Origin of the sequence: Bradyrhizobium sp. AS23.2 (assembly GCF_001908185.1) — a bacterium.
GTDB lineage: Bacteria > Pseudomonadota > Alphaproteobacteria > Rhizobiales > Xanthobacteraceae > Bradyrhizobium.
The window spans coordinates 1-26,310 of the sequence record NZ_LGHM01000125.1; the positions used below are offsets into that span (position 1 = coordinate 1).

23 protein-coding genes and 2 pseudogenes are annotated in these 26,310 nt (G+C 62.5%); 11 read left to right on the top strand and 14 right to left on the bottom strand.

Annotation, left to right across the window (positions count from 1 at the left end; translation table 11 throughout):
- Nucleotides 1-136 precede the first annotated feature (136 nt).
- Entirely contained in the window at nucleotides 137-643 is a 507-nt protein-coding gene (locus tag AC630_RS25580; protein ID WP_143198307.1) for a hypothetical protein, read from the bottom strand.
- A gap of 36 nt (nucleotides 644-679) precedes the next feature.
- Here AC630_RS25580 and AC630_RS25585 point away from each other — a divergent pair, with 36 nt between their 5' ends.
- Entirely contained in the window at nucleotides 680-1,807 is a 1,128-nt protein-coding gene (locus AC630_RS25585) for an IS630 family transposase (RefSeq protein WP_245330514.1), read from the top strand.
- Nucleotides 1,808-1,835: 28 nt separating this feature from the next.
- Here the strand turns inward: AC630_RS25585 and AC630_RS25590 are convergent, their stop codons facing one another.
- The 7 genes and pseudogenes from AC630_RS25590 to AC630_RS25615 all read right to left on the bottom strand — a co-directional run bounded on the left by AC630_RS25590 (nucleotide 1,836) and on the right by AC630_RS25615 (nucleotide 6,029).
- Complete coding sequence (locus AC630_RS25590) at nucleotides 1,836-2,174, bottom strand: universal stress protein (RefSeq protein WP_349539252.1); 339 nt, start codon at nucleotides 2,172-2,174, stop codon at nucleotides 1,836-1,838.
- Nucleotides 2,175-2,220: 46 nt separating this feature from the next.
- Nucleotides 2,221-2,271 (bottom strand): annotated as a pseudogene (locus AC630_RS48090) (universal stress protein); the annotation flags it as partial.
- Nucleotides 2,272-2,522: 251 nt separating this feature from the next.
- The gene (locus AC630_RS45620; RefSeq protein WP_167561282.1) at nucleotides 2,523-2,696 is read right to left on the bottom strand and encodes a hypothetical protein; all 174 of its coding nucleotides are present in this window, start codon (nucleotides 2,694-2,696) and stop codon (nucleotides 2,523-2,525) included.
- Nucleotides 2,697-2,721: 25 nt separating this feature from the next.
- Nucleotides 2,722-3,201 (bottom strand): hypothetical protein, encoded by a 480-nt coding sequence (locus AC630_RS25600; RefSeq protein WP_074121194.1) that lies wholly within the window; start codon nucleotides 3,199-3,201, stop codon nucleotides 2,722-2,724.
- Between the two features lie 41 nt (nucleotides 3,202-3,242).
- Nucleotides 3,243-3,704 carry a hypothetical protein gene (locus AC630_RS25605; RefSeq protein ID WP_074121195.1) on the bottom strand — a complete coding sequence of 154 codons (462 nt, stop codon included), beginning with the start codon at nucleotides 3,702-3,704 and terminating at the stop codon, nucleotides 3,243-3,245.
- 850 nt (nucleotides 3,705-4,554) lie between these two features.
- Nucleotides 4,555-5,016, bottom strand: a complete 462-nt coding sequence (locus AC630_RS25610; protein ID WP_074121196.1) for a hypothetical protein — start codon at nucleotides 5,014-5,016, stop codon at nucleotides 4,555-4,557.
- A 113-nt stretch (nucleotides 5,017-5,129) separates the two neighbouring features.
- The gene (locus tag AC630_RS25615) at nucleotides 5,130-6,029 is read right to left on the bottom strand and encodes a LysR family transcriptional regulator (RefSeq protein ID WP_074121197.1); all 900 of its coding nucleotides are present in this window, start codon (nucleotides 6,027-6,029) and stop codon (nucleotides 5,130-5,132) included.
- 99 nt (nucleotides 6,030-6,128) lie between these two features.
- Between AC630_RS25615 and AC630_RS25620 the strand changes: the two genes are divergently transcribed.
- From AC630_RS25620 to AC630_RS25645, 6 genes are all read left to right on the top strand, one after another.
- Nucleotides 6,129-7,334, top strand: coding sequence for an arabinose transporter (locus AC630_RS25620; protein WP_074121198.1), 1,206 nt, complete (start codon nucleotides 6,129-6,131; stop codon nucleotides 7,332-7,334).
- Complete coding sequence (locus AC630_RS25625; RefSeq protein WP_074121199.1) at nucleotides 7,331-8,113, top strand: carboxymuconolactone decarboxylase family protein; 783 nt, start codon at nucleotides 7,331-7,333, stop codon at nucleotides 8,111-8,113. Before AC630_RS25620 ends, AC630_RS25625 begins: the two co-directional genes overlap by 4 nt.
- Nucleotides 8,114-8,231: 118 nt before the next feature.
- Entirely contained in the window at nucleotides 8,232-8,627 is a 396-nt protein-coding gene (locus AC630_RS25630; protein WP_074121280.1) for a (R)-mandelonitrile lyase, read from the top strand.
- Nucleotides 8,628-8,800: 173 nt separating this feature from the next.
- Nucleotides 8,801-10,546 (top strand): thiamine pyrophosphate-requiring protein, encoded by a 1,746-nt coding sequence (locus AC630_RS25635; protein WP_283808452.1) that lies wholly within the window; start codon nucleotides 8,801-8,803, stop codon nucleotides 10,544-10,546.
- 113 nt (nucleotides 10,547-10,659) lie between these two features.
- Entirely contained in the window at nucleotides 10,660-13,170 is a 2,511-nt protein-coding gene (locus AC630_RS25640) for a GAF domain-containing sensor histidine kinase (RefSeq protein WP_074121201.1), read from the top strand.
- 77 nt (nucleotides 13,171-13,247) lie between these two features.
- Complete coding sequence (locus AC630_RS25645) at nucleotides 13,248-14,897, top strand: alpha/beta hydrolase (RefSeq protein ID WP_143198321.1); 1,650 nt, start codon at nucleotides 13,248-13,250, stop codon at nucleotides 14,895-14,897.
- A 4-nt stretch (nucleotides 14,898-14,901) separates the two neighbouring features.
- Here the strand turns inward: AC630_RS25645 and AC630_RS25650 are convergent, their stop codons facing one another.
- The gene (locus tag AC630_RS25650; RefSeq protein ID WP_074121203.1) at nucleotides 14,902-16,482 is read right to left on the bottom strand and encodes an MDR family MFS transporter; all 1,581 of its coding nucleotides are present in this window, start codon (nucleotides 16,480-16,482) and stop codon (nucleotides 14,902-14,904) included.
- A 156-nt stretch (nucleotides 16,483-16,638) separates the two neighbouring features.
- Entirely contained in the window at nucleotides 16,639-17,154 is a 516-nt protein-coding gene (locus AC630_RS25655) for a YcgN family cysteine cluster protein (protein WP_074121204.1), read from the bottom strand.
- 292 nt (nucleotides 17,155-17,446) lie between these two features.
- On the opposite strand from AC630_RS25655, the gene AC630_RS25660 reads away from it, so the two are divergent.
- From AC630_RS25660 to AC630_RS25670, 3 genes and pseudogenes are all read left to right on the top strand, one after another.
- Complete coding sequence (locus AC630_RS25660; protein ID WP_074121205.1) at nucleotides 17,447-19,738, top strand: transglycosylase domain-containing protein; 2,292 nt, start codon at nucleotides 17,447-17,449, stop codon at nucleotides 19,736-19,738.
- Between the two features lie 9 nt (nucleotides 19,739-19,747).
- Nucleotides 19,748-20,326, top strand: coding sequence for a DUF1214 domain-containing protein (locus AC630_RS25665; protein ID WP_074121206.1), 579 nt, complete (start codon nucleotides 19,748-19,750; stop codon nucleotides 20,324-20,326).
- Nucleotides 20,323-20,908: pseudogene (locus tag AC630_RS25670) on the top strand (DUF1254 domain-containing protein). Before AC630_RS25665 ends, AC630_RS25670 begins: the two are co-directional and overlap by 4 nt.
- A gap of 671 nt (nucleotides 20,909-21,579) precedes the next feature.
- Here the strand turns inward: AC630_RS25670 and AC630_RS44235 are convergent.
- From AC630_RS44235 to AC630_RS25695, 4 genes are all read right to left on the bottom strand, one after another.
- The gene (locus tag AC630_RS44235) at nucleotides 21,580-22,002 is read right to left on the bottom strand and encodes a Rap1a/Tai family immunity protein (RefSeq protein ID WP_143198309.1); all 423 of its coding nucleotides are present in this window, start codon (nucleotides 22,000-22,002) and stop codon (nucleotides 21,580-21,582) included.
- A 317-nt stretch (nucleotides 22,003-22,319) separates the two neighbouring features.
- Complete coding sequence (locus AC630_RS25680) at nucleotides 22,320-23,012, bottom strand: hypothetical protein (RefSeq protein WP_502691536.1); 693 nt, start codon at nucleotides 23,010-23,012, stop codon at nucleotides 22,320-22,322.
- A 510-nt stretch (nucleotides 23,013-23,522) separates the two neighbouring features.
- Entirely contained in the window at nucleotides 23,523-24,107 is a 585-nt protein-coding gene (locus AC630_RS25690) for a protein-S-isoprenylcysteine O-methyltransferase (RefSeq protein ID WP_074121209.1), read from the bottom strand.
- 6 nt (nucleotides 24,108-24,113) lie between these two features.
- Nucleotides 24,114-25,346, bottom strand: coding sequence for a hypothetical protein (locus tag AC630_RS25695; protein WP_143198310.1), 1,233 nt, complete (start codon nucleotides 25,344-25,346; stop codon nucleotides 24,114-24,116).
- A 184-nt stretch (nucleotides 25,347-25,530) separates the two neighbouring features.
- Between AC630_RS25695 and AC630_RS25700 the strand changes: the two genes are divergently transcribed.
- Nucleotides 25,531-26,253 (top strand): SGNH/GDSL hydrolase family protein, encoded by a 723-nt coding sequence (locus AC630_RS25700; protein WP_074121282.1) that lies wholly within the window; start codon nucleotides 25,531-25,533, stop codon nucleotides 26,251-26,253.
- Nucleotides 26,254-26,310 lie beyond the last annotated feature (57 nt).

Consider the following 26,310-nt stretch of genomic DNA (forward strand, 5'->3'; position numbering starts at 1 on the left):
GCCGAGATATTCCTCTCCTTTGGGTGTCTTCGCACGGAACATCGTCTCGTGTCTGCCCACATCAACAGTATAATCAATGTCGCTTGGTGTTTCGGGCATGGCATCCTCCTCGATCCCGCATCGCAGGTCCGGAGCGTCAGACCTGCTTATCGAGCGGCGGCTCGTTCCACTCGTCCGCCTTCGCGAGCGCCGCTGCCGCCAACTCGCGCCGGACCTGATCAACGACCGCGTCGATGTTGCGCCGAACCTGCATGTCGCGCGAGCACCGGGCCGCCATACCGGATAGATGCGTCAGGGTTATTCCAGCAAGCTCATCGATCAGGGCATCGACATCGTCGCGACGCACCAGTTCTCGCCGCTTCTCCATCAGCCGCAGTTGAAGCATCTCGGTCTTTGCTCTGACGTGATCGGCGTCTGCCTCACTGCGTGGCGATTGCCGCCTCTCGCGCCGCAAGTATCGCAGGTAGGCCACGCGGCTCTGGTCGAGCGGGAAGCCGCCACCTTCTCGATGTATCACGCCTTCGGCTTCGAGCTTGCCAATGTAGGTCCGGGTGCAATCGAGGTGCAGCGCCAACTCCGACGCGCTGACGGTCGCGCCCTTCTTCGCGATGGGCGGCTCATCAAAGGAGACGGTCTCGGGCATCATATTCCTCGCGCGATTTCACAAAGGAGCAGATCAATGAGATCCGATCGAACGATTGAACGAAGTTACCTTCGCCAATGGCGCATGCTCATTGCGCAATATGAGGCCGTCAAAGCGGGAAGGTCCACAGCATTCAGCGGTGTGCATGACTTCTACCAGCACCACGGAACCTGCTCCCAGAACTTCCGCAAATACTATAACCGCTATCGGGCCAGCGGGCTGACAACTGATCTGTTCCCGCGACGACGTGGTCCGAAACACCGGGTGAAGTCAGAGATTGAAGCCATCCGAACAAAAGAGGCAGTGTTCAAAACACTGCATTCTCCGCCATCCGATTTTGGCTTCAATCGAGCAACATGGAAGTGTACGGACCTCCAGCAAGCCCTGAAAACAACTGGCGTCATGCTGAGCAAGCGGGACATTCAATCCATCATCAAGGCCGCAGGGTATCGATGGATGAAAGCCAAGCAGGTCCTGACAAGCAAAGACCCTGAGTATCGAACTAAGCTCGATGGCGTGAAGTCCATTCTTCAAGGATTGAAGGAGAATGAGGGGTTCTTTTCGATTGATGAATTCGGGCCGGTTGCGGTCTTGAAGCGCGGCGGACGCAAGCTCGTAGCTCCCGGCGAGAATGCGACCGTGCCTCAGTGGCAAAAACCGAAGGGAGCAGTGATTATCACTGCCGCCCTTGAGCTCTCCACCAATCAAGTCACCCATTTTTACTCCGACAAGAAAAACACAGCAGAAATGATCAAGCTGCTGGAATTACTGCTCGCTCAAAATCGCCATTTGTCGCGGCTGCATCTATCGTGGGATGCGGCTTCTTGGCACATCTCCAAGCAACTCATGCGCCGGATCGCATCTAACAACGTGATGGCGGAGGTGACGGGCTCCACCCGCGTGGAGACCGCCCCGCTGCCCGCGGGCGCGCAATTCTTGAATGTTGTCGAAGCAGTCTTCAGCGGAATGGCGCGAGCTATTCTTCACAACAGCGACTATTCATCTGTGGGAGAAGCCAAGCGAGCGATAGACCGGTACTTCACAGAGCGTAATGAGCACTTTCGCGAACATCCAAGACGGGCGGGAAGTAAGATTTGGGGTAGCGAGCGAGGAACGGCAGCCTTTTCAGAGAGCAGTAACCACAAGGACCCCAGATACAGATAGCGATCCCAAAACGCGCGCGGATCAATCCTCACTGAACAACCAACACCGGAATTTTCGTGTGCGTCAGCACCTTGTTTGTCACACCGCCAAGCACAACTGCGGTCAGTCCGCTGCGTCCGCGCGATGCCATGACGATGAGGTCGCAGCCTCGGTCGGTAGCCGTTGCGATGATGGCTTCATACGGTTGCGCGTCTTCCACCTGCATCGTATCGCAGGGCACACCGGCCTGCTTGGCCGCGTTGGCCGCGCGATCCAGCGCGCTCGCGGCGTGTTCCTTGATTTGCTCGGCATAGTCGGCGGCTGCTTCTGCTACTCCCGCATATGACAACCAACCGGGAAGTCGCTCTTCGACCATAATGACGGTCACCTTCGCCCCCCGCGAACTTTGCCAGCGCTAACCCATGCCTCACTGCACGCTCGGCCAATTCCGACCCATCTGTTGGAATAAGAATATGCTGGTACATGGCTCGCCTCCCGAACGTCCGGACGTATCACTGCTTCCGAATGTAAGCTGGGTCTGCGTTTCGGGATACAATCTTGACGTAAATCAATGCTGCGCTTGCAACTGCAACCACCGATTTTTTCGCCCCAAATTTCCTGAAAGGGCAGCGTCCCGCGTACCCCCCCGCGCGCGGCCCTCCCCAAAGGACCCGGACGACAGATTGCGGACTGGCTGCAATCCTTGGTCTATGTCCACGGAAGTGCCGCGTATCCTTTAGGACGGCTTCTTGCTCCACCACCAACGCTTCGTTTTCTGCGCCGCGTAGGTGCGGTCGATGATGGGGCGACAACGCCGCTCAGTCTCTTCGACGAAGCCCTTTATGCGGACATCCACGCGATCCACGCCGGGATAATCCGCAAGGTACACCTCGGCCATGCCGTCCCACACGTCGCACTCCATTCGCGTCCGCCGGTTATCGGCATCCGGTCCGACGAACGGGGGGGTAGCAGAGGTGTTGCGCAGAAACTACGACGTAGGCGCGAGCCTCTCGTATCAGTTTGAAACTATCTGCTGCTGGCACACCAAACAACGCCATGTATCTCGGACGCAACTTCGCCAGCCGCTCGAACATGCCCGCATGTTCCTGCACTCTCTTCAGGATCGCGTAGAATGGACCACGGCTGCTCCATTCAGGCTCGCCTTCGCCATCCCGGCGCGGCATGTCCGCGTACTCCGATCCGAGCGTTCCCGGGTTGCGGATAATCTCGAAAGCCTCTTGGCACTCGTAGGCAAGCTCAAGAGCTTCGATGGCGATGTCAATTCGCTTTTCTTCGATCTTTTCCCGCTTCCACCGCTCGAAGGTTCGGAAGCCGAAATAGGCGATACCAATCGTGACGAAAAAGCCGATGATCGTAAGCAACGGCGTCCACCCAAACGCCCATGGATCAGTCATTGAGGCCCCCACGACAGCGTCAGCACGATTAGGTGTGGTCGTCATTTCTTCTTCAAACGCTCATCGGCGTTGCGCATCCGCATAATTGCGTCGCACGCCTCGGTGCTACCTCTCTGCTCCACAAGGCACTGGTCATAGGCGCGAGTTCCGCGCAACGGGAACACTTCATCGACCGATGGCACATCCGCTGGCGGGCATGTCACCGCCTTCCAGCCAACCTTGCAGGCCCATTCGTTGTAGGCGGCAAACCCCTGAGCCACTGCGCCAATCGCGGCAAACACCGTCGCGATGGCGACGATCACCGCTACCGCTTCCTGCCGCCGGGTCAGATCGAGTGGCCGCCGGATTTCGACCGGCTTGCCGTACCAATGAAGCTCGCCCTTCGCGTCAACCCCCAGCGCTCCGGTCTCTTCTATCGAAATCGATCTGATGCCTTTGGGCCACGTCGATTGGTCGGGCGGCCGGTGTGGCACGTCCTTCAGTTCTTGCTCGCGATCAGCCATTGAATGCCCCCAGCTCCCCACGCGAGAAGGGTAGCGCCATTCGGTTGCGGGCTAAGGTTGTTTTCCGAGATACCCACAGGCTCGCGGGCAGGCGGCAGCGTAACGACGGCGACAGGCGTCTGGGGAAAAGATAAGCGACGGGCTCCCGCATCACGTAGGAAGGCGCTCCAGTCTCCCGGCGGGAAAGGGCTAACAGCCCACCGGGCAGGCCCCGCCAGCACACGGACGGCCACGCGGCCCGGCAAAGAAGGAAGCCCCAAGGCGGATAGCAACGGGCGAGAGAAGCGGTGTTTAAAGGTCGCGAAATCGGGCCGCACGCGCACAGGGCCTAATAGGGCCCGGCGGGTTTCCGGCAGGCCTTCCGTTTCCGGCGACAACCGGGAAATACTTTCATTTACAGTGACTTATGCCGTTTTCCACAGCCCCGAAAAACTGCTGGCGGAAAGGACCACACGACTTCTCCGTCCGCGCACATCTTCGCTTGTATCCTCGACGGTTGGCGTGCGCTCACCGTCGAGGCCATGCGAAGACGCTGTCAGCGCCGTGTCGTACCGCGCGTGCTGCTGCTCACGGGAGTTCCGCCCTGCAACCAACTTCGCGCGCCGACGCCGTCGCGGCCACCGCATCCCGGCCCGCGTCTCGTGACGATCGCGAAACGCCCCTTGTGGCGGGCCAGGGTGCTTCGAGGTGTACGGCAAAACAGAATTTCTGTAAATACGAATATTTTGACGAACAATGATCGACCGAGATGTGGCGTGTTTTGCCCGTCGGGCAACACAACGGATAGTAGACGGGTAACGGGCCGGCCGATACGGCCGCAGGTCGGCCTCACCGGCGGCTGACAAACGTCCTATTTGCAGTTCTGGCAAATCGTCAATTTGCGTTTCAACGCCTCATCTTCCTGATCGACCGATGACTGCCCGGCGCGGCCATTTGTATCCAGATTGGACTTGGAGCCCTTTGCTGCGCGTGACCTCACAGGCGGCGTCACCTGACTTGAGATGTCATTGTCCTCGACGGTGCCTACGCTGAAGCCATCATAGTCGGCGGCCGGATTCGGCACGGGCGGAGGTCCGCCGATCAAAGGTGTCGAAGCCTCTCTGCCGGACGCCGCCGGCGGAATTCTATCGGTCGTCACCAATGCCGGCTCGCCCTTGGGCTTGGAATTTTTGGCGCCCGCGTGTGGCGGCGATGTCGTGGGCGGAGCAAGCGAAACCGGCGGCGCGACCGAAGTCTGTCCTCTCGCGCTGTCCTGCGACCAGACGCCACCAACAAACATAAGGCTGAGAGCCAAGAGCGTCGCGCTTCTCATCCGCACCCTTCAAACAGATCTGGTTCAACAATTGACAGCATGACCGGTCGAGCCACGTCGCGTTGAAGAATATCAGGACTCAAATGGCCGTCAAAGTTGACGGAAATGGGGAGCTATTTCCGGCGGTATCGAAGCGCGTCGACGAGCAGGGAGAACGCGGGCGAGGGTTGCCGACGGCTCGGATAATAAAGGTGATATCCGGAGAACGGCGGGCACCAATCTGATAGCACGCGAACGAGCTGCCCCCGAGAAACGTACGGCTGTACGTGTCCCTCCGTGAGATAGGCAAGGCCCAGCCCCTTCAGCGCGCCCTCGAGAAGCAGACCCGCACTGTTGAACACGAGCTGTCCCTCCACGCGCACGTTGAGTTCGCGCCCATTCTTCTCGAACTCCCAGGCATAAAGGCTGCCTCCGTGGGTCGGCAGGCGAAGGTTGAGGCAGTTGTGGTGTGTCAGATCTTGGGGAACCTTGGGCCTCTTGCGCTCGGCGAAGTAGGACGGCGAGCCTACGACGGCCATTCGCAGGTCAGGGCTGACGCGCACGGCGATCATGTCCTTGGCGACAAGCTCGCCGGGACGAATGCCCGCATCGACCTGCTGCGCGACGATGTTGGTGAGCCCATAGTCGATGATGATCTCGACGTGGACGTCCGGATATGTTGGCAGGACCTTTCCCAGCGCGGGCAACAGAATCTCGCTGGCGGCATACTCCGTTGCCGTCAACCGAACGGTTCCGGCCGGCTTTTCGCGAAACTCGCTGAGCGCGGCAAGATCATTATCCATCTCGTTGAACTTGGGGCCGATGCTCTGGAATAGTCGCTCACCGGCCTGGGTTGGCGTGACGCTCCGCGTTGTTCGATTCAGGAGGCGTACGCCGAGCCGCTCCTCGAGATTCCGGATGATCTGGCTGAGCGCGGATTGCGTCATGCCAAGCTTTGACGCGGCGCGCGTGAAGCTGCGTTCTCGCGCCACCGCGAGGAAAGCCAGAAGATCGCTCGCATCGTCCCGGTGCATTGATTAGCTACTCTAATAACCGCATTCGAAATCTATCACCTAATCACAGACAAGCGAAAGTCTTAGGTTCGGAGCAGCCATCAGGAGCTCTGAATCCGTATGCCGGCTACAGCCATGCAGCCCGTCGCGTCCTCTCGCGTCACAGCGACATTGCTGCCGATCATGGGGGTGGTCTTCGCCGCCTTTCTCGTCCTCGGCGTCGCGATGCCCGTCCTTCCGCTGCACGTGCATGACGGATTGGGGCTCGGCGCGTTCGTGGTCGGCCTCGTCGCCGGCAGTCAGTTCGCAGCCTCGCTGGTCTCGCGGCCGTGGGCAGGTCACTTCTCGGACAGCCGCGGAGCGAAGCGCGCCGTGGTCGTTGGCCTCGTCGCGGCCGCGGCTTCCGGGCTGTTGTACCTGCTCTCGCTCGACTTCACCGGGGCTCCGCTGACCTCGGTTGCCATTCTGCTGCTTGGGCGGGGTGTGCTCGGCGCGGCGGAGAGCTTCATCATCACGGCCGCGGTCAGCTGGGGCCTGGCACGCGTCGATGCCGGCAATACTGGCAAGGTCATTGCCTGGGTCGGTTCGGCGATGTTCGCCGCTTTCGCGATTGGCGCGCCGGTGGGCTCCGCGCTTTACGCAGCTTACGGCTTTGCGGCGATCGCGCTTGCTACCGCGGCGGCCCCACTGGCTGCCCTCTTGCTCGTCCTGCCACTTTCGGCGGTTGCTCCGGTGCAGCACGCTCGCTTCTCGTTCGCCAAAGTGCTCGGCTCAGTATGGGTGCCCGGTCTCGGATCGGCCCTTGGCAGCGTCGGCTTCGGCGCGGTGACGACGTTCGTCGCCTTGCTGTTCGCGAACCGAGGATGGGCCAACGGATGGCTCGCCTATACGGCCTATGCCGTCGCATTCATTCTTGCGCGGGTATTCTTCAGTCACCTGGCCGATGCGATCGGAGGCGCAAAGGTCGCACTCGTCTGCGCCTTGATCGAAGCCGCCGGCCAGGCACTCATCTGGCTGGCTACCCGCCCCGAAATGGCGCTGGCCGGCGCCGCGCTCACCGGATTCGGCTTCTCGCTGATCTATCCCGGCTTCGGCGTCGAGGCAGTCCGTCGCGTACCGGCGCAGAGCCGCGGCTTGGCCATGGGCGCCTATACCGCCTTTCTCGACCTGGCCCAGGGGCTCGCCAGCCCCGCGCTCGGATTGATCGCGACCGGAGCAAGGCTGAACGTCCTGTTTCTCGCGAGTGCCGTCACCGTGCTCTGCGCCGCGCTTGTCGCGTGGTGGCTGTTGGCGCACCCATTCACCGTCGAAGGAAGTCCGCAATGAGAACGCTCGCAACAACCTTGTTCTCGTTCTGGCTGATCGCCGGCGGCCCGGCCGTCGCGGAACAGGCAACCGTCAAAGGAGCAAGTCCCATGTTGAAGTCGGATGATGTCCGCGCCGTCGCGCCCGCGCTTGAGAAATACGCCCATGACGTCGTTCTTGGGGATCTCTGGAAGCGGCCGGGGCTTTCGCCGCGCGACCGCAGCATCGTGACTGTCGCGGCACTTGTCGCTCGCGACCAGACCGTCGAACTGCCATACTATCTTGGTCTCGCGCTCGACAACGGCTTGAAGCCGGCGGAGATATCCGAGATCATCACGCACCTGGCGTTCTACTCGGGCTGGGCGAACGCGATGGATGCGATTCCTGCGATGAGGGACGTCTTGGAAAGCCGCAACGTCGGCGCAGACCAGCTTCCGCCGGCCTCGGGACCCCAGCTCCCGCTCGACGAGGCCACGGAGAAGCAGCGCGCGACGCGTGTCGGAGAGCAGTTCGGCCAGATCACGCCGAGCCTCGTTCAGTACACGACCGATGTGCTGTTCCGCGATCTCTGGCTGAGACCGGGGCTCGCGCCCCGAGACCGGAGTCTCGTCACTGTCAGCGCTCTCGTCGCAACGGGGCAGGTCGCACAGATCACCTACCACCTCAACCGCGCGATGGATAACGGGCTGACCCGCGAGGAAGCCGGCGAGGTGCTCGGCCATCTCGCGTTCTATGCCGGCTGGCCCAATGCGTTCTCTGCGGCACCGGTCGTCAAGGACGTGATCGAAAAGCGGCGCTGACCTGAGCAAGGCGATGATCACCCGCAGAGGCGTGCTCATCGGCGGCGTCGCCGCTTTGATCGATGTTGGCCGATCGGCGGCACAGACGACCGACCGTTCGAAGGAGTTTCGCATGGATATGGACATCAAGAGAAACGGCTCTCGGCCCTCGCAGAAGGGATCCCAAGATTGGTTCACCGGAACGGTCCGCATCGACCCGCTATTCCAGGCTCCTGATCCCGCTCGCGCCGGAGCCGGCCAGGTCACTTTCGAGCCCGGTGCGCGCACCGCTTGGCACACTCATCCGCTCGGGCAGACTCTGATCATCACGGCCGGGCTCGGCTGGGTGCAGCGCGAAGGCGGTCCGGTCGAGGAGGTCCGTCCCGGCGACGTCGTGTGGTTTCCTCCAGGGCTGAAGCATTGGCACGGCGCTTCCTCGACAACGTCGATGACGCACATCGCCATTCAGGAATCCGTGGGCGGCAAGAACGTTGATTGGTTGGAAAAGGTCAGCGAGGAACAGTACCGGAAGTGATGGATGAGTCTGCGACCGGTCGTCGTATGCTTCGATGCCCTGAGAGACGATGGCCGCGTTGGGTAAGAACGCCCGTGGCCCGGATGGAGCGCGGCGCAATCCGGGACAATCGAGTCTGCTTGGCCCGATCCTCGGATTTGCTTCGTTAAATCCGGGCTACGGCAGCTCGCTGCATGGCTGACCTACCGCGACTGTCGCCCACACGCGCTTTACCCTCCCGCAAATTCCTGATCCTCTCTCCCTCAACCAGCCGGACCAACCGGCCTGCCCCAGGGAGAGACGCCATGAAGCTCGGCACCGCGATCGCGGAAATCATGAGGCGCGAGGGGATCGAGATCCTCTGCGGCTATCCCGTCAATCACCTGATCGAGCACGCGGCGAAAGCCGACATCCGTCCGGTGATGGTGCGGCAGGAGCGCGTCGGAGTGCATATGGCGGACGCGATCTCGCGCGTGACGTCGGGCCGCTCGATCGGCGCGTTCTGCATGCAGCATGGGCCGGGCGCGGAGAACGCGATGGGTGGCGTCGCGCAGTGCTATGGCGAATCCGTTCCCGTGCTGGTGCTGCCGATGGGCTATCAGCGGCGGCTCTCGCATATCGAGCCGAACTTCAACTCCAGCGAGGCGATGAAGCCGTTCGCGAAGTCATCCGAGCCGATCATCCTGGCGACTGAAGTCGCCAACATCTTCCGCCGCGCGTTCACCAAGCTGAAGAACGGCCGCGGCGGACCTGTCATCGTCGAAATTCCCTCCGACATGTGGAACGAAGAGGTGCCGGAGCCGCTCAACTACACGCCGGTGCTGCGCACCCGCTACGGCGCCGATCCCGTACACGTGAAGGAAGCAGCAGGCCTGCTCGTCAACGCAAAGCGCCCAGTGATCTATGCCGGCCAGGGCGTGCATTACGCGCAGGCGTGGCCGCAACTGAAACGGCTCGCGGAGCGGCTCGCCATGCCCGTCACCACCAGCCTTGGCGGCAAATCGTCGTTCCCGGAAACGCATCCGCTCTCGCTCGGCTCCGGCGGCCTCGCTGTGCCGCGCGCGGTTCCGAAATTCCTCGCGGAAGCCGACGTCATCTTCGGCATCGGCTGCTCCTTCACCGAGACCAGTTTCGGCATCGCGATGCCGAAGGGCAAGACCATCATCCATGCCACGCTCGACCCGAACCATCTCAACAAGGACGTGGAGGCGAAGATCGGCCTCGTCGGCGATGCCGGCCTCGTTCTCGATGCGCTGCTCGAGGAGATCGGCAAGACCGTCACCTCCGATCGCGACGCATCGGCGGTCGCGGCCGAGATCGCGGCCTCGCACAAGGAGTGGCTGGCGAAATGGATGCCGAAGCTCACCAGCAATGACGCGCCGCTCAGTCCCTACCGCGTCCTCTGGGACCTCCTGCACACCGTCGACATCCGCAACACCATCATCACGCACGATGCCGGAAGCCCGCGCGATCAGCTCTCGCCGTTCTGGAAATCGGTCGAACCCCTCACCTATCTCGGCTGGGGCAAGACGACGCAGCTCGGCTACGGCCTTGGGCTGGCGATGGGCGCCAAGCTCGTAAAGCCCGACAAGCTCTGCATCAATGTCTGGGGCGATGCCGCAATTGGTTTTACGGGTATGGATTTCGAGACGGCAGTGCGCGAGCGCATCCCGATCATGTCGATCCTGCTCAACAATTTCTCGATGGCAATCGAATTGAAGGTCATGCCGGTCTCGACCGAAAAGTATCGCTCTACGGACATTTCCGGCGACTATGCCGCGATGGCGCGCGCCTTCGGCGGCTATGGCGAGCGGGTGACGAAGCCGGAAGACATCGTCCCGGCGATCAAGCGCGGCATCCAGAAAACGCAGGAAGGCGTGCCGGTGCTGCTGGAGTTCATTACCAGCAAGGAAACCGAGGTGTCGCGGCCGGGTACGTGAGACGGGCCGGGTTTCGGCGGCCAGGTTGCGGCCGCAGGCGCTGGCTCCGACCGCGGCAGATGTGATAATCCGGCTCGGTGCCCTGTACATCGCGGCACAGAGCCGGATTGCGAATGACCGCCCTTTCCAACGACGTCGCCGGGATCGACGAGCTCAAACGGCAGTTGCAGTCGGCTGCAGCCGAGAACGCGCAGCTGCGAACCGAGCTTGCGATTGCGCGCGATCGCCAAAGCGCCAGCGCCGAGATCCTGCGCACCATCGCGGCCTCCCCCTCCGATGCACGGCCGGTATTCGCTGCGATCGCCTCCAGCGCGAAGCGCCTGCTCGGCGGCTTCTCCGCCACCGTGCTCCAGTTCATCGGCGACGAGCTGCACCTCGTGGCGTTCACGCCGACAAGCCCGGAAGCGGATGAAGGGTTGAAGGCCTCGTTTCCCCGGCGGATCGCCGACTTCCCGACCTTTGCCCTCGTTCGTGGCGGCGAGACGATCCAGTTTCCCGACAGCGAGGCCGATGACGTCCCGGAGCTGAACCGCCGGTTGGCGCGGCTGCGCGGCTTCCGCAGCGTGCTGTTCATACCGCTGATGAACCAGGGCACGGCGGTCGGCATGATCAGCGTCACGCGCGCCGAGCCCGGCGCGTTCGCGCCCGATCTCGTACAGCTGCTCCAGACGTTTGCAGACCAGGCTGTGATCGCGATCGAGAATGCGCGGCTGTTCAACGAGACACGCGAGGCACTGGAGCGCCAGACCGCCACGGCCGACATCCTGAAGGTGATGGCTGGATCGCCATCCGACGTGCACCCCGTGTTCGATGCCATCGCCGCCAACGCCAATCGCTTGATCGGCGGCTTTTCCACCGCGGTGCTTCGCTATATCGACGGCGCCGCGCACCTTGCGGCATTCACCCCGACCGATCCAGCCGGCGACCGCGTGCTCCAGTCCTCGTTCCCGGTGCCGTTCGCGCAGTTTCCGGCCTACCGGCTCGTGGCCAACGGTGCGGCAGCGCAACTGCCCGACACCGAGCTCGAGCCGGCCGCGCGCGACATCGCGCGGGCCCGCGGCTTTCGCAGCATGCTGTTCGCGCCCCTGATGAGCGAGGGCGAAGCGATCGGCGTCATCATCGCGACGCGCCGCACGACCGGGACCTTCGGCGAGCATCACGTCCAGCTGTTGCAGACCTTCGCCGATCAGGCGGTGATCGCGATCAAGAATGTGAGCCTGTTCAACGCGACCAGGGAAGCGCTGGAACGCCAGACCGCGACCGCCGACATCCTCAAGGTGATCGCCGCCTCGCCTTCCGACGTCACGCCGGTGTTCCAGGCCATCTCCGACAGTGCCAAGGCGCTGATCGGCGGGCATTCCTCCACCGTCACCCGCGTCATCGACGGCATGCTGCATCTGGCCGCCTTTACCACCGACAACGAGGCCGGCAACGAGGAGCTGCTCAGCTCGTTCCCGACACCGCTGTCTGCCTCCGGCATTCACAGCCGGGTGGCGACGAACGGAGAATATGCTTTTCGCAGCGACATGCAGAACGAACCCGACCTCACGGAAGCGATGAAGGAGCTCGCGCGAGCCAGAGGCTATCGCAGCATCCTCGTGATCCCGATGCTGCGCGACGGCGTTGCGATCGGCACCATCGGCGTGACGCGGCCGGAGGCTGGACGGTTTCCCGACAAGGCGATCAACCTGCTCAAGACGTTTGCCGACCAGGCCGTGATCGCCGTCGAGAACACGCGCCTGTTCAACGAGGTGCAGGACCGTACTCGGGAACTCGCCCAATCACTCGACAATTTATGCGCCGCGCAGGACCGCCTGATTCAGACCGAGAAGCTCGCCTCCCTCGGCCAGCTCACCGCCGGCATCGCGCACGAGATCAAGAACCCGCTCAACTTCGTCAACAATTTTTCTTCGCTTTCCGCCGAGCTGACGGACGAGCTGAACGAGGCGCTTGCGCCGATCCCGCTCGCAGAAGATGTTCGCGCGGAAGTCGACGAACTGACCGGACTCCTGAAGGACAATCTGGCGAAGGTCGTGCAGCACGGCAAACGCGCCGACTCCATCGTCAAGAACATGCTGCTGCATTCGCGCGAGGGCGGCGGCGAGCACCGGCTGAGCGACATCAACGCGCTGGTCGAGGAAAGCCTCAACCTCGCCTATCACGGCGCGCGCGCCGAGAAGCCGCAGTTCGACGTGACGCTGAGGCGCGAGCTCGATCCGGCGGCAGGCTTCGCCGACGTGTATCCCCAGGAGATCACCCGGGTGCTCCTGAACCTGATCTCGAACGGCTTTTATGCGGTGGCCAGGCGCAAGGCGGACAACGGCGCGGCCGGTTACGAGCCGATCGTGACCGCCGCGACCCGCGACTGCGGCGAGCGCATCGAGATCCGCATCCGCGACAACGGCACCGGAATTCCGGACGAGGTGAAGGGAAAGATGTTCAATCCGTTCTTCACCACGAAGCCGGCCGGCGAAGGCACCGGCCTCGGGTTGTCGATGAGCCACGATATCATCGTGAAGCAGCACGGCGGCACGATCGACGTCGCGACTGAGCCGGGCAGGTTCACCGAATTCACGATCCTGTTGCCGCGCAAGAGCGATTTTTCAGACAACAGCAGAGGATAGCCTTGCCGGTGGGTGCTTTCAGGACACTGATCTGGCTCATCCGGCAGCAATTGCTCTCGCTGTCCGGCGTCGGCCTCATGCTGGGCGCCCTGTTCTTCGCGGCCGCGCTGACGCCGACGCTGATCCCGCGGAGCTATCTCACGCAAGGCGCCCTCGCCGGCGCCTGCTTTGCGATCGGCTACCTCGCTGGAAACCTTTGGCGCTGGCTGTGGCATTATCTCGAGCTGCCTGAACCCTCGGCGCGCCTGAGATCGAGCGCCAATGCGCTTGTCGCGGCCGGCTGCTTGATCGTCGTCATCATCTATCTGTGGCGGGCAGCCGAATGGCAGAACTCGATCCGCGCCGTCATGAAGATGGCGCCTGTCGAGACCGCGCATCCACTCAAGGTCTGTGCCATCGCCGTGATCACGTTCGTCATGCTCCTGGTGCTGGGGCGGCTGTTCGTGCTTGTCTCGCGGTTCGTCGCCGTGTGCACGAAGCGCGTCATTCCGCGAAAGGTCGCCAATGTCATCGGCGTGGTGATTGCCGGCCTGCTCTTCTGGTCGATTGCCAACAATCTCCTGATCAGCACGGCGTTTCGCGCGCTCGATTCGTCCTTCCGCGAATTCGACGCCTTGTTCGAGCCCGAGCGACCACAGCCGACAGCGCCGGGAAAGACGGGAAGCCTGGCATCGCTGGTGAAGTGGAAGGAGCTCGGGCGCACGGGGCGCCGATTCATTGCCTCAGGTCCGACCGCAGCCGAGATCAACGCCTTCACGGGGCAGGCTGCGCAGGATCCCGTGCGGGTCTATGTGGGCCTCGCCGGCGCCGACACGGCGCAAGCGCGCGCAAGGCTTGCGCTCGACGAGCTTAAGCGGCAGCACGGTTTTGAGCGCGCGAACCTCATCGTCATCACGCCGACCGGTACCGGCTGGATCGATCCGGCTGCGATGGATACGGTCGAATATCTCCACCATGGCGATGTCGCGAGCGTCGCGGTCCAGTACTCCTATCTCAACAGTCCACTGTCGCTGCTGTTTCAACCCGAATACGGAGCCGAAGCGGCGCGCGCGTTGTTCGCGGAAATCTACGGTTACTGGACGACGCTGCCGAAGGACCGGCGGCCGAAGCTGTACTTGCATGGGTTGAGCCTCGGCGCCATGAACTCGGAAAAATCCGCGGAGCTGTTCGAGACGATCGGCGATCCGATCGCCGGCGCGCTTTGGAGCGGACCGCCGTTCGCGAGCCGCATCTGGAGCTCGATCACCGCGAACCGCAATCCGGGCTCGCCGGCCTGGTTGCCGGAATTCCGCGACGGCCGCTTCGTGCGCTTCATGAACCAGAATGGGGCCACGGTGCCGGCAGATGCGCCCTGGGGCCCGATGCGCGTCGTCTATCTGCAATACGCAAGTGATGCGATTACCTTCTTCAATTACCGGGATGCTTTTCACGCCCCGGCCTGGATGACGGCGCCGCGCGGGCCCGACGTGTCACCGGAGCTGCGATGGTATCCGATCGTCACGATGCTACAGCTCGCCCTCGACATGGCAGTCGCGAACGGCACGCCGATGGGCTTCGGCCACGTCTATGCACCCGAGCATTACGTCGATGCCTGGGTCGCAGTCACCGATGTCCATGATTGGTCCGCCGACGCGCTGGCGCGGCTCAAGAGCCATCTTGGGGCGGCAGCGCGCAAGGCCGCCGCGGGCAATGCCAGCGAGGACCCGTATGACGATCGCGGGGGCTGAGCCCCTACTCCGCCATCTCCACCTGACGGGTGACGGTGGGACCGGCCAGCGGACGCTCCTCCATCATGATCAGGCAGAGCGCTGCGGTGGTCATCAGCGCGGTGGCGGCGCCGAAGACGTAGCGGAACGCATGCCGCATCTCGTCTGCGGGAATCGCCACGGCGCCGGCGGCGTGATGCTCGCCGGCGAGCGGAACGTCGGCGCCGAGCGCGATCAACAGGATCGCCGCGAACGCCGCAACCGTGAACGAGGACATCAGTGAGCGGAAGAAGTTCATCGCGCCGGTGATGGTGCCGACTTGCGGACGCGCGACCGAATTCTGCAACGAGACCACGCAGACCGGGAACGTCGTGCCGAGGCCGAGCGCAAACGCGGCCATCAGCGTCAGGAGGCCCCACAGCGGCAAGGTGGTGAGCGTGAGGCCGAGGCCGCACAGCGCGGCCCATGACGTGCCGATGATGGCGACGCGCTTGTAGTGCTTGGCGCGCGCCATGGTGCGGCCGGCAATCGCCGCGCCACAGGTCGAGACCGCCGCGAGCGGAATCAATGCAAGCCCCGCCTCGCTGGCGCTGAGATGGTAGACCTGCTCGTAATAAAGCGGGAGCTGCACGGTGAGGCCCGTGATCGCACCAAGCCCGCAGCCGCCGGCCGTCATCGCGAAAGGTGCAACCGATCCCCTCAACAGCGGCAGCGGCAGGAACGGCTCGTCAGCACGGCGCGCGTGCCAGACGAAGGTGACCGCAAGTGCGACAGCCGCGCCAATCATCGACAGAACGGTTGGCGAGAGCCACGGATAGCGCGTACCGCCCCAGGTCAGCACCAGCATGAAGACGACCGCGGAGGCCATCAGCAAGACGCCGCCGAGCCAATCGACCTCGCGCCTGCGGTGGAACACCGGGATCTTCTTCATCTTCGGCAGCAGCAGCGTGATTGCGGCGGCCGCAAGCGGCAGATTGATCCAGAAGATCATCGACCAGTGCAAATGCTCGGCGAACACGCCGCCGATGACCGGACCGAGGATGCCGCCGACCATCCAGACGCTGGAGAAATAGGCCTGGTACTGGCCGCGCTCGCGCGGTGAAACGACGTCGGAGATCACGGTCTGCACCACCGGCATGATGCCGCCGCCGCCGAGCCCCTGGAGACCGCGCGCCAGAATCAGCATCGGCATGCTCGGCGCGATCGCGCACAGGATCGAGCCCGCGACGAACAGGCTGAGCGAGGTGATGATCATGGCCTTGCGGCCGTAGATGTCGCTCAGCGTCCCGAACACCGGCGCAACCGCGGTCGAGGCCAGCAGATAGGCGGTGATCACCCAGGACAGGTTCGAGACGTCGTGGAACTGGCGCCCGATGGTCGGCAGCGCGGTCGCGACGATGGTCTGGTCGAGCGCGGCCAGGAACATCGTCACCATGAGGCTGATGACGATGGTGCGGACCTCGTCCTGCGACAGCGGTGCCGGCGGCGCGAGCGAGGGAGCGTCATCGACGCTCAAAACCTCGGACGGAAGGCGAGACAGCTCTTCGGCGATATCGTCGGGCAAAGCCTGGACGTCGGCAGTGCTCTGCCGTTCGAACTTGTTCATCTCGATCGGACGCGGTGTGGCGGCGCAACGCCGCGAAGGATTCGTTCTATGGGCCCAATCTAGACAGCAAGGTTCTTCCTAGGCAGGCACCGCGGCGCATGGGTGCATCCCGCCGCCGGGTCATCCCGAAGACGTGATCCGAGTTCGGACGACGGGTCAGTCCTTCGGACGTCGTTTCAGGCGTGCCCGTTTCGGCAGCACCGCCGGCCATTGCACGATGTGATCCTCGAGATCCTCGTCCGGGATCTCCTCCTCGCTGCCCTCGACCCGGCCGCGCACGGAGACGCCGGCCTCATGCACGGTGTTGGGATCGCCCGAGACCAGCGGATGCCACCAATAGAGGTCGCGCCCCTCCGCGACGAGCTTGTAGCCGCAGCTCGGGGGCAACCAGTTCAGGGTGCGGACATTGGCCGGGGTCAGGCGAACGCAGTCCGGAACCTTGTCGGAACGATTCGGATAGTCCTTGCAGGCGCAGGTCCCGGCATCGAGCAGCTTGCAGCCGACATGGGTGAAATAGATCTGGCCGGTATCCTCGTCCTCGAGCTTGTTCAGGCAGCAGCGGCCGCAGCCGTCGCACAGGCTCTCCCATTCGTCCCCAGACATCTCTTCCAACGTCTTGGTTTTCCAGAAGAATCCCTCCTGGCCTGAGTGTCGTTTGGGAGCTGCGGTCATGCGCCTCAACAGGGTTCGAAAGAGCTACGGCTCATGCCATCTAGGGCGTGCAGCCATGGTGCTGCAAGTTACACCCCGCAAGGCCCGTAATGAACCGGTGTTCAATTAGGCCTGTTGTTCAAAATCGCGAGCGTAGCCATTGGTTTATAGGCCACGCTCGGCTAGAAGAACAGCAAGTCCCCTCGGACGCGAAGCGGGCGCCTTGGGTTTGCCGCAACAATCCCTCAAGACGTCTCGATGCCGCCCCGGCCGGGTGCTTGAGCGCTTTCGAACCGAACCTCAAGGGTTCTAGGTGGCCCAGAACACACCATCCAACTGGAAGAGTCGCGTCCGGAATTTCTTCCTGGACCTGGATGCGCGCATCGACTCCTCGCTGTTCTCCTCAGCCAAGGGCATCCGCGAGCTCTATGAGCGCTATTCGACCTTCATGGACCGCTTCTACGTCGGGCGGTGGAAGCGCTGGGTGTTCATCGAGCCGCTGTCGGAAGCCGCGACCCTCGGGCTCGGTGGCCTGGTACTGCTGCTCACCCTCGCCATCCCCGCCTTCCGCGAGACCGCGGACGAGGACTGGCTGAAGAAGTCCGATCTCGCGGTGACGTTCCTCGACCGCTACGGCAACCCGATCGGCAGCCGCGGCATCAAGCACAACGACTCGATCCCGCTGGAAGACTTTCCGGACGTGCTGATCAAGGCAACGCTGGCGACCGAAGACCGCCGCTTCTACGACCATTTCGGCATCGACATCGCCGGCACCGCGCGCGCGCTCGTCACCAACGCGCAGGCAGGCGGCGTCCGCCAGGGCGGCTCGTCGATCACCCAGCAGCTCGCCAAGAACCTGTTCCTGAGCAATGAGCGCACCATCGAGCGCAAGATCAACGAAGCGTTCCTCGCGATCTGGCTGGAATGGCGCCTGACCAAGAACGAGATCCTCAAGCTCTATCTCGACCGCGCCTATATGGGCGGCGGCACTTTCGGCGTCGACGGCGCGGCGCATTTCTACTTCAACAAGTCGGCACGCGACGTGACGCTGGCGGAAGCGGCGATGCTCGCCGGCCTGTTCAAGGCGCCGACCAAATACGCCCCGCACATCAACCTGCCCGCCGCGCGCGCCCGCGCCAACGTCGTGCTCGACAACCTCGTCGATGCCGGCTTCATGACCGAGGGCCAGGTGTTCGGCGCCCGCCGCAACCCGGCCTTCGCGGTCGATCGCCGCGACGAGGCTTCGCCGAACTATTATCTCGACTACGCCTTCGACGAGATGCGCAAGCTGGTCGACACCTTCCCGAAGTCCTACACCGAGCGAGTCTTCGTGGTACGCCTTGCGATCGACACCAACGTGCAGAAGGCCGCGGAAGACGCGATCGAGAACCAACTCCGCCAGTTCGGCCGCGACTATCACGCGACGCAGGCGGCGACCGTCGTGTCCGATCTCGACGGCGGCATCCGCGCCATGGTCGGCGGCCGCGACTACGGCGCAAGCCAGTTCAACCGCGCGTCCGACGCCTATCGCCAGCCCGGCTCGTCGTTCAAACCCTATGTCTACACCACTGCGCTCCTGAACGGTTTCACGCCGAACTCCATCGTGGTCGACGGCCCGGTCTGCATCGGCAATTGGTGCCCGCAGAACTATGGCCATTCCTATTCCGGCTCGGTGACGCTGACACAGGCGATCACGCGCTCAATCAACGTGGTGCCCGTCAAGCTGTCGATCGCGATCGGCCAGAAGGAACAGCCGAAGGCGCCGAACCCGGCCAAGATCGGCCGCGCCAAGATCGTCGAGGTCGCCCGCCGCTTCGGTCTCAAGGCGCCCCTGCCCGACACGCCGTCGTTGCCGATCGGCTCGGACGAAGTCACCGTGCTCGAGCACGCCGTCGCCTACGCCACGTTCCCCAACCGCGGCAAGTCGGTGACGCCGCACTCCGTGCTGGAGGTGCGCACCGGCGCCGGTGATCTGGTCTGGCGCTGGGACCGCGACGGCCCGAAGCCGAAGCAGGCCATTCCGCCGAACATCGCCGCCGACATGGCCGGCATGATGAGCCACGTCGTCAGCGAAGGCACCGCGCGCCGCGCAGCCCTCGACGGCATTCCGACCGCAGGCAAGACCGGCACCACGAATGCTTATCGCGACGCCTGGTTCGTCGGCTACACCGGCAACTTCACCTGCGCGGTCTGGTACGGCAATGACGACTACTCGCCGACCAACCGCATGACCGGCGGCTCACTGCCGGCGCAGACCTGGCACGACATCATGGTCGCGGCGCATCAGGGCGTCGAGGTCCGGGAGATTCCCGGCATCGGCATGGGCCAGAAGCTGCCGCCGCAGCAAATCGCCAACGCGCAGGCCAATGCTGCGCCGAAGGTGCTGGAGACCAAGCCCGGCCCACCGCCCGTGCTGACCAAGCGCGGTGCCGACATCCTGGTGCGCGTCGAGAAGATGCTCGATGACGCGGCCAAGACCGCGAACAAGTCGTCGGCGGCCGACGACGCCGGGGCAGCCAAGCCATCCGCGTCGACGAGTGCGCTCGCCTTCCCGCAGAACTATGCGGAAGAGAATGCGAACGCATCCGCCCCGCGCAAGAACTGACAAGATCCCGTGCGGCTGATCCTGATCACATTGACGGCCCTTCTGCTCGCGACCGCGGTGGGCGTCGGCGCGACGTGGATGACGACGACGCGCGGCACCGAGATCGGCGCGCTCACCATCGGCGCCTGGACCGCGCGGCCGCGCACCGGCACCGCCGACGTCGATCCCTATTCGCGCGCCACCATCGTGCGCAACGGCGAGCTGCCGATCGGCACCGGCGACGGCGTCGCCTTCACCGCGACCGCCGACGACAAGAAGAAGGCGCTCGACGGCCGCTGCGATGTCGTCGTCTCCGGCGTGACGCCGCCGGCGCGATTCTGGACACTGACGCTCTATGACCGCAACGGCCACCTCGTCGCCAACACGCTGCAGCGCTACGGCTTCACCAGCCAGGAGATCGTGCGGCAATCCGACGGCACGTTCGAGATCCACATCGCCTCGCGCTCGCGCTCCGGCAACTGGCTGCCGACCGGCGGCATCGAGCGCTACGCGCTGATGCTGCGCCTCTACGACACGCCGGTCGGCGTTGCCACGCGCACCCAGCGCGATGCACCGATGCCCACGATCAAGACGGTGGGCTGCTCATGATCCGGCTCCTCTTCACCATCGTTGCGGGCGTGCTGCTGGGCCTCGTGGTCCATCTCGTCAGTGTGCTGGCGCTGCCGCGGATCGCGACGCAGGACGCCTATTCGCGGCTGACGCCGATGACCAAGCTCAACGGCGTCACGCAGCTCCCCCCTCGCCGATCCCAACACCTCGCCGATGCCGTTCATGGATCCGGCCTTCGCGATCGCGATCTGCCGCTACGACCTGTCGGGCGGGCCGATCAAGCTGACGGTGCCCGTCAGCCAGGCCTACACATCGGTGTCGTTCTACACCCGCAACGAGATCGCCTATTACGCCATCAACGACCGCTCGGCCGGCAAGAAGGTGATCGAGCTCGACCTGATGACAGAGCCGCAGCACGAAGACCTGCCCGAGGACGAGGAGGTCACCGCGGCCGACCGCCTGATCATCGATTCCCCGAGCACGACCGGCCTGATCGTGATGAAGGCGCTCGCCGCCGAGCCCGGCCTGATGCAGCAGGCGCAGGCCTCGCTCGCAGCCGCGACCTGCGCGCCGCAGACCGAGCCGCCAGCCAAGACCGAAGCGCCGCGCGGCCGGCGCTGAGGCTTGCCGTTTCGGCAGCGTGAAACAAAAACTGAAAAACAACCCCATGCACAGTAGAAGCGGGCTCGCCGGGTGGTGCCCGGTGCTTTCTGCGAAGCTACGGACGGGTTGGAGGAAAGCATTCGTTCGGCGCAGCAGCCGGTCGATTGCTGAGAAACTGTACCGCGTGCGAATTTTAGCGTGACTTGAGGTTATCGGTCCGCGCTTCTCGGTCCGACGACCCGTTTGCATGGCGTGATGCTCTGCTCAATTTTGACACGTCGGGCAAAACACTGGCAGAATGACATCATCGAAAATTCGTAACACCCGCGCGGAGCAATCCGTCGCGGGTTTTTCATCTCTGGAGTCTGATTGCCATGACCAAAGGATCGCCATCACTTTCTACGACAAGCCAAGCCACCGGACCGACGAGATTGGGACTGGATCTGGACGGCTCGGGTTGAGCCAACCTCAGCGCTCACTATCGAAATGTCGGCCATTGAGCCCCGTAGCGGAATTGACCGAAGGTTTCCGGCTTCCCTCGATTACGCCTCCGGTACCCCTTCATGCTCACCGCTGCGACAAAAGCCCTTTCTGTGCGCTCATTTATCGAGCAGCATAGGTTCAATCCCGCTAACGGAAGCACCAAGATCACGAGAGCGCTGTTCTCATTGCCTCAGGCGGCGCAGGCCTCATTGCTTTGGCGTTTTCGGTGCACGCTTTTTCGGTCTCGGGCCACCTGGCGCCCCGGCCTCGTCCCCATGGCAAGGCCAAGCATCTCTGAACGCGTCGAGAGCAAGGGTAATCCCCGGTTCGTTCAGTCGATCCGGATTGCTGTCAATGTATTGAAGAAGGACCTTGGCACTTTCCAAGATACTGCCTTGCGCGGGGGGGCATGCACGCACCCCAGCTGGCAGATTTGGCGCAAAAAGCATCGCAGTCTCGATCATTCCCTCGCACGCGCCGGCGAACCGGGCTTCGTCCTGATCGCGAAACGATTTCTGAACGAGAAGTCCGCAAGATTTCTGCGCGTCGGCCCCTTTATCGACGACCGTGCCGCTGGCCTTTCCAACGAGCAAGAGGATCAGGCCGGCAAGAATGATATGGACCCGCATCAGCGTCCCCCGATTACGGCGCAGAAACCGCGGCCATCAGCGCCCTGATGGCAGCAAACTTCAATCCCGCGCGCCCTTGCGCGAAACCTTGATGAACTACAGACAGATTTTGAGGAGCGTCTATCAACCTGCCGCCTGCGCGAGTCGCATTGATCGATTGACGCCAGTGCTCGACCGTTCGAGGCACGCCAACGACTGCCTGTCGATGACCCCGATGTCCAGGACGAGCGCCGCAGACTGCAGCATCCGGGCGTTAGGGCCATTGTCCAAGCGAGACAGCCGATCAGGAAAGCTGGATGAACTCAACCCTGAGGAACCTAGCTTCGAGCGGGTTCAAGCTGCACCGTTTTTCGTCCCCCGTTCAGCTCTCTGAGGCGGTTTACATATTCCTCAGGCTTCAGCAGATGGAACGGAGCGTTGAGGCCCATGAAAGTCGCTATGCGGCCGATAAAAGCAGTGCAGTTGGTCGTCGCCGCATTCCATAGCGGCGAAGTCTCCTGCAGGTGCTTGATATAAGCGAAGACCCTCTTGGCATCGGCCTCATTCAGGTAGACGCGATAGCTGGCCGTCAAATATTGCTCGTCAAGGTCGCCATAGGTCGCGCCTGTCTCAGAGGGAACAAACATGACGTGTCCCAAAATGTACGGCACCTCGTCGCCGGCCGGGGCCAGACCAGCGACCTCAACCTGCTTTTCGCTCGTCTTCCCGTACCAGACGAATGCATGACCATACGTTGCCGCCGTGCGGGCACGAAAATCAACGTAGTAGGGGCCGAGGGCAGTAGCTCTTCGAGTCGGCCTTGCATCTGATGCGGCCGACGGGGCATTCGGCGTAGCAGCGGCCATGCTGTCCGCATGCTTCATCGCCGAATTGGGGAGAGCATCCCGTTGTTGAAGGTCGGAGTGTGACCCGATGGGTTGGGCGCTACTGATCCCGGTCTCCAAGCTCACGAAGACCGCCAACAAGGCGACCTTTGCAAGAAGGCCCAGACCCGGACACCTCCGAATCATTCCCACCATCTTCGAATCCCCTTGGATCCAAGATCCGATGTCACAGGTAGTCCGCCTACCCCAAACGAACGCCGCTGGCGTACGAATGGATAGTCAGATCACCCCTTGGTCACCAACGGGGCCGGGGCCGCGACCGGGTATTTGCCCACGGGGCTCTTACCGACGGGGTATTTGCCGACGGGGTATTTGCCGACCGGTGCGGGGGCGGCAGCGACCGGTTGCGGCCGAGGCAGGTCGGCGGCAACTGCGGTTCCTACGAAAGCCAAAGAAGCGGCACCAAGGATCACGACTCTCAGCATTGCGTTCTCACCATGATTCGAGTGGACTTGACTTCACCTGACACGCATAGGAATAACCCGACGCTCACCTCAACGGCAACGAATAGACCGAGGAGTTGGCAGTTCGGACAGTCGTTTCTCGCCGTATGTTGCGAAAATGGCACGAAAATAGAGCAGTTTGGTTCCAAGTCGATTTTGCGGTCCCGCAGATCAAGGCCCGCCGGCACCTACTTTAAAATATCCACGGGAAGACCCGATCGGTCCGCGCCATATACTCGCTATAGTTGTCCCCAAACGTCTGCAGCATCATTCGCTCTTCTCGTGCGACGCGGCCAAAGAATAAAATCCCGAAGCCAGCCAGGCCCGCGAAACCGGCAATCCAATTCGGCAGCAGCAATGCCTGGGCGATAGCCCACAGCCAAAATGCCGAATACATCGGGTGTCGAACTCTCCGGTAAATCCCTTCCGTCACCAGTTTATGATTCTCCCGCACGTCGAGGCTGATCGACCAATTCCGGCCGAGTGCACGGTGGGTCAGGTGAAACACGCCCAAGGCCGCAACCGCAAACAGAGACCCCAGCCAAGCCAGCGCGGGGTGGAAGCTGTAAGCTGCGAAACGGGGCATTCCTGTCGCTACGTAGACCAGCGGCACAAGGCCAAGTCCGGAAAGAGATATGAGCAGGAGCGCAGTTTCCAGGGGGCCGCGAGCGCTCCGCACAACCTTCTCACGGCGGGAACGCCGCGCGTACTTATGACGTATGAGGTACCAGCCGATCGCCATTGCAACGAAAATGACTTTTGAAATAGTGGGCGTCATCTGAAATTAGGCTGCCACGACCGGACTGCCCAGCAGTTCACTGTCCGACAGCGGCGCGCCCGCGATAAGTCCACCATCGTCAGCGATCATTGACAAGGCGCCATCGGGGGCGAGCGTCTGGGCTTTGGCTGAAACAGGTCCGCATGTCAGCATGAAGTAGTCGTACGATGATCGCCTGTCATTTCCACTGACGAACTGGCAGTGCACGCGGAAGAAATTGAAGCGGATGCGTCGATATATGTCGTCGTCAAGCATTCGACTAAGCCTAACGACCCTGACGGTCGCCTCGTTTTCTGTCGACAAGCCCATTTCGGCCATTGGCCGGCTTTTGTAAAAGTTCAACGGGTCGATGAGGGCCTGATAGTCGCCCCAAAAGATCCCGCGCGATTTGGCGACGCGTTCCACCGTCATGCGAAAGCGTATTGCCTTCGGGTGCAGGCCAATCTTGAGTATGGATGATCCAACGCTCAAGAATGTGACGGGAACTTTGTTCTGACCGAGCGCAGGTTCCAGCTTCAGGGCGCGATCAAGCAGATCAACCGCAAGTACGGCGCCAAGACTGTGCCCTATGACCAAAATTTCGTCTGCGGCAGAGCTGCTCGCCGCAGCCACAAGCTCGGCGGCCAACCTGTCCAGCCTCTGCTCGATTTCCGAATTGCCGCGTTGAATATACTCGCGAGAAAAAATCCAATCGTCGAACAAGTTGCCCAGGTGCAGCCAGCGCCACGGGCCCGCCAAAACGGCAGCGCCCCCGAAGAGACCACCACCGGCAGCAATCGGAATCGATCCGGTGATTTTGAATGCAAAGACGCCAATCAAGAAGGCGGCCGCAATGAGCAATCCGAACGTGACCCATGGATAGAGAAAGAAAAGCGCGTAGCGCCAGTTGGTCAGCAAGTAACGCCAAAGAGTGCCGGACGAAACGAAATCCAGAAACGCAAGAACGCCGACGAAAATGCGGGAGCCAATGCTTCGACGCCCGAAGCCCTCAATTACGTCGAGCCATCGGACCAGACGGTAATCGGTTTCGACGAGCCAACCGGGGCCGGTTGTGGTCACGTTCCACCGTGCCCGGTCGGCGGTGTCATGCGAACCGTCAACGACCGCTTTCACTGACCAGGCACGCTGGAACCTGGCAATCTCGCGCACGAAGCGTCGTCGCGCGCTGACCTGCGACGTGATTGGATCATAGCCGCCGATGTGGAATACCAGCCGCTTCGTCACAGGCTTTCCGGACATGGCCTTTGTCCGCGGACTCATCGTGTTACTCGCTGCCCACGCGTCATTCGACCTGCAATCGAACGAAACGTTTGCTGCCACGGGTTGTCAAGAGAGAATCGACCAGTTATGGGGGAGCATGGGTCGATTTATTTCGCCATGCGTAACCCGAACCGCTCGAACAATAGCGTCGATCGGTGCTGCCATGATTATCGGATTGTCCAGCACGGCGCCCTCTCAGGCACAGGACGAGATATCGTCCGGAGAGAGGTGCCTTGCGGCAAATTTGGATATCTCGCTGGGCGCGCAATTGCCCCGCACAGCGGCGCGCTTGAAATCTGGTGAGCCGCTAAAGATTGTCGCGATCGGATCATCGTCGACAGTAGGACTCTGGCAGCTTAGGTCCGCGGCCACATATCCGGAGGTGATGCGTCGAGAGCTCTCAAGGCTTAGATCGAACGCCAAGATCAACGTTATCAACAGCGGTCGAGTCGGCGACACGATTCCGAACAACATCGCACGCTTCGAGCGTGATGTTTTCGCCCACGCACCTGATCTCGTTATCTGGCAATTGGGCACCAATGACGTCGCCTGGGGTGGCCGGCCAGACCAAGGCCTCAAGACGAGCGTTCTTGAAGGGGTAAGGGCACTCAAGGCAGGGGCTGCCGATGTCGTGCTGATGGATCTGCAATATGCGCCGCAAGTGCTCGCTTCCGCTAGCTACCCAACGATGGAGGGTATCATCGCGGATGTCGCGAAGCAGGAACGGGTCGGGCTATTCTCTCGTTTTGCGCTCATGCGAAACTCGATCAGTGCCGGAGTTGCGCAAAGCGCGCTTGTAACGTGGGACGGATTGCACAACACCGCCGATGGCTATGACTGCATTGGACGAGCCCTTGCCCGGGCCATCTCAACGAGTGCGCGTTGAGAGTTCCTAGCTCAGGTGAATCGAAGGCTGCGGCTTCACATGAATTTGAGCGCCGGC

Bases quoted from the DNA above. Each gene is read 5' to 3' on its own strand.
- AC630_RS44235 (WP_143198309.1), bottom strand. From the start codon at position 22,002: ATGCGGGTCCATATCATTCTTGCCGGCCTGATCCTCTTGCTCGTTGGA.
- AC630_RS25605 (WP_074121195.1), bottom strand. From the start codon at position 3,704: ATGGCTGATCGCGAGCAAGAACTGAAGGACGTGCCACACCGGCCGCCC.
- AC630_RS25635 (WP_283808452.1), top strand. From the start codon at position 8,801: ATGGCTGACCTACCGCGACTGTCGCCCACACGCGCTTTACCCTCCCGC.
- AC630_RS25650 (WP_074121203.1), bottom strand. From the start codon at position 16,482: ATGAACAAGTTCGAACGGCAGAGCACTGCCGACGTCCAGGCTTTGCCC.
- AC630_RS25700 (WP_074121282.1), top strand. From the start codon at position 25,531: ATGATTATCGGATTGTCCAGCACGGCGCCCTCTCAGGCACAGGACGAG.
- AC630_RS25615 (WP_074121197.1), bottom strand. From the start codon at position 6,029: ATGCACCGGGACGATGCGAGCGATCTTCTGGCTTTCCTCGCGGTGGCG.
- AC630_RS25655 (WP_074121204.1), bottom strand. From the start codon at position 17,154: ATGACCGCAGCTCCCAAACGACACTCAGGCCAGGAGGGATTCTTCTGG.
- AC630_RS25695 (WP_143198310.1), bottom strand. From the start codon at position 25,346: ATGTCCGGAAAGCCTGTGACGAAGCGGCTGGTATTCCACATCGGCGGC.
- AC630_RS25630 (WP_074121280.1), top strand. From the start codon at position 8,232: ATGGACATCAAGAGAAACGGCTCTCGGCCCTCGCAGAAGGGATCCCAA.
- AC630_RS25640 (WP_074121201.1), top strand. From the start codon at position 10,660: ATGACCGCCCTTTCCAACGACGTCGCCGGGATCGACGAGCTCAAACGG.
- AC630_RS25610 (WP_074121196.1), bottom strand. From the start codon at position 5,016: ATGAGAAGCGCGACGCTCTTGGCTCTCAGCCTTATGTTTGTTGGTGGC.
- AC630_RS25600 (WP_074121194.1), bottom strand. From the start codon at position 3,201: ATGACTGATCCATGGGCGTTTGGGTGGACGCCGTTGCTTACGATCATC.
- AC630_RS25625 (WP_074121199.1), top strand. From the start codon at position 7,331: ATGAGAACGCTCGCAACAACCTTGTTCTCGTTCTGGCTGATCGCCGGC.
- AC630_RS25680 (WP_502691536.1), bottom strand. From the start codon at position 23,012: ATGATTCGGAGGTGTCCGGGTCTGGGCCTTCTTGCAAAGGTCGCCTTG.
- AC630_RS25645 (WP_143198321.1), top strand. From the start codon at position 13,248: ATGCTGGGCGCCCTGTTCTTCGCGGCCGCGCTGACGCCGACGCTGATC.
- AC630_RS25690 (WP_074121209.1), bottom strand. From the start codon at position 24,107: ATGACGCCCACTATTTCAAAAGTCATTTTCGTTGCAATGGCGATCGGC.
- AC630_RS25580 (WP_143198307.1), bottom strand. From the start codon at position 643: ATGCCCGAGACCGTCTCCTTTGATGAGCCGCCCATCGCGAAGAAGGGC.
- AC630_RS25620 (WP_074121198.1), top strand. From the start codon at position 6,129: ATGCCGGCTACAGCCATGCAGCCCGTCGCGTCCTCTCGCGTCACAGCG.
- AC630_RS25585 (WP_245330514.1), top strand. From the start codon at position 680: ATGAGATCCGATCGAACGATTGAACGAAGTTACCTTCGCCAATGGCGC.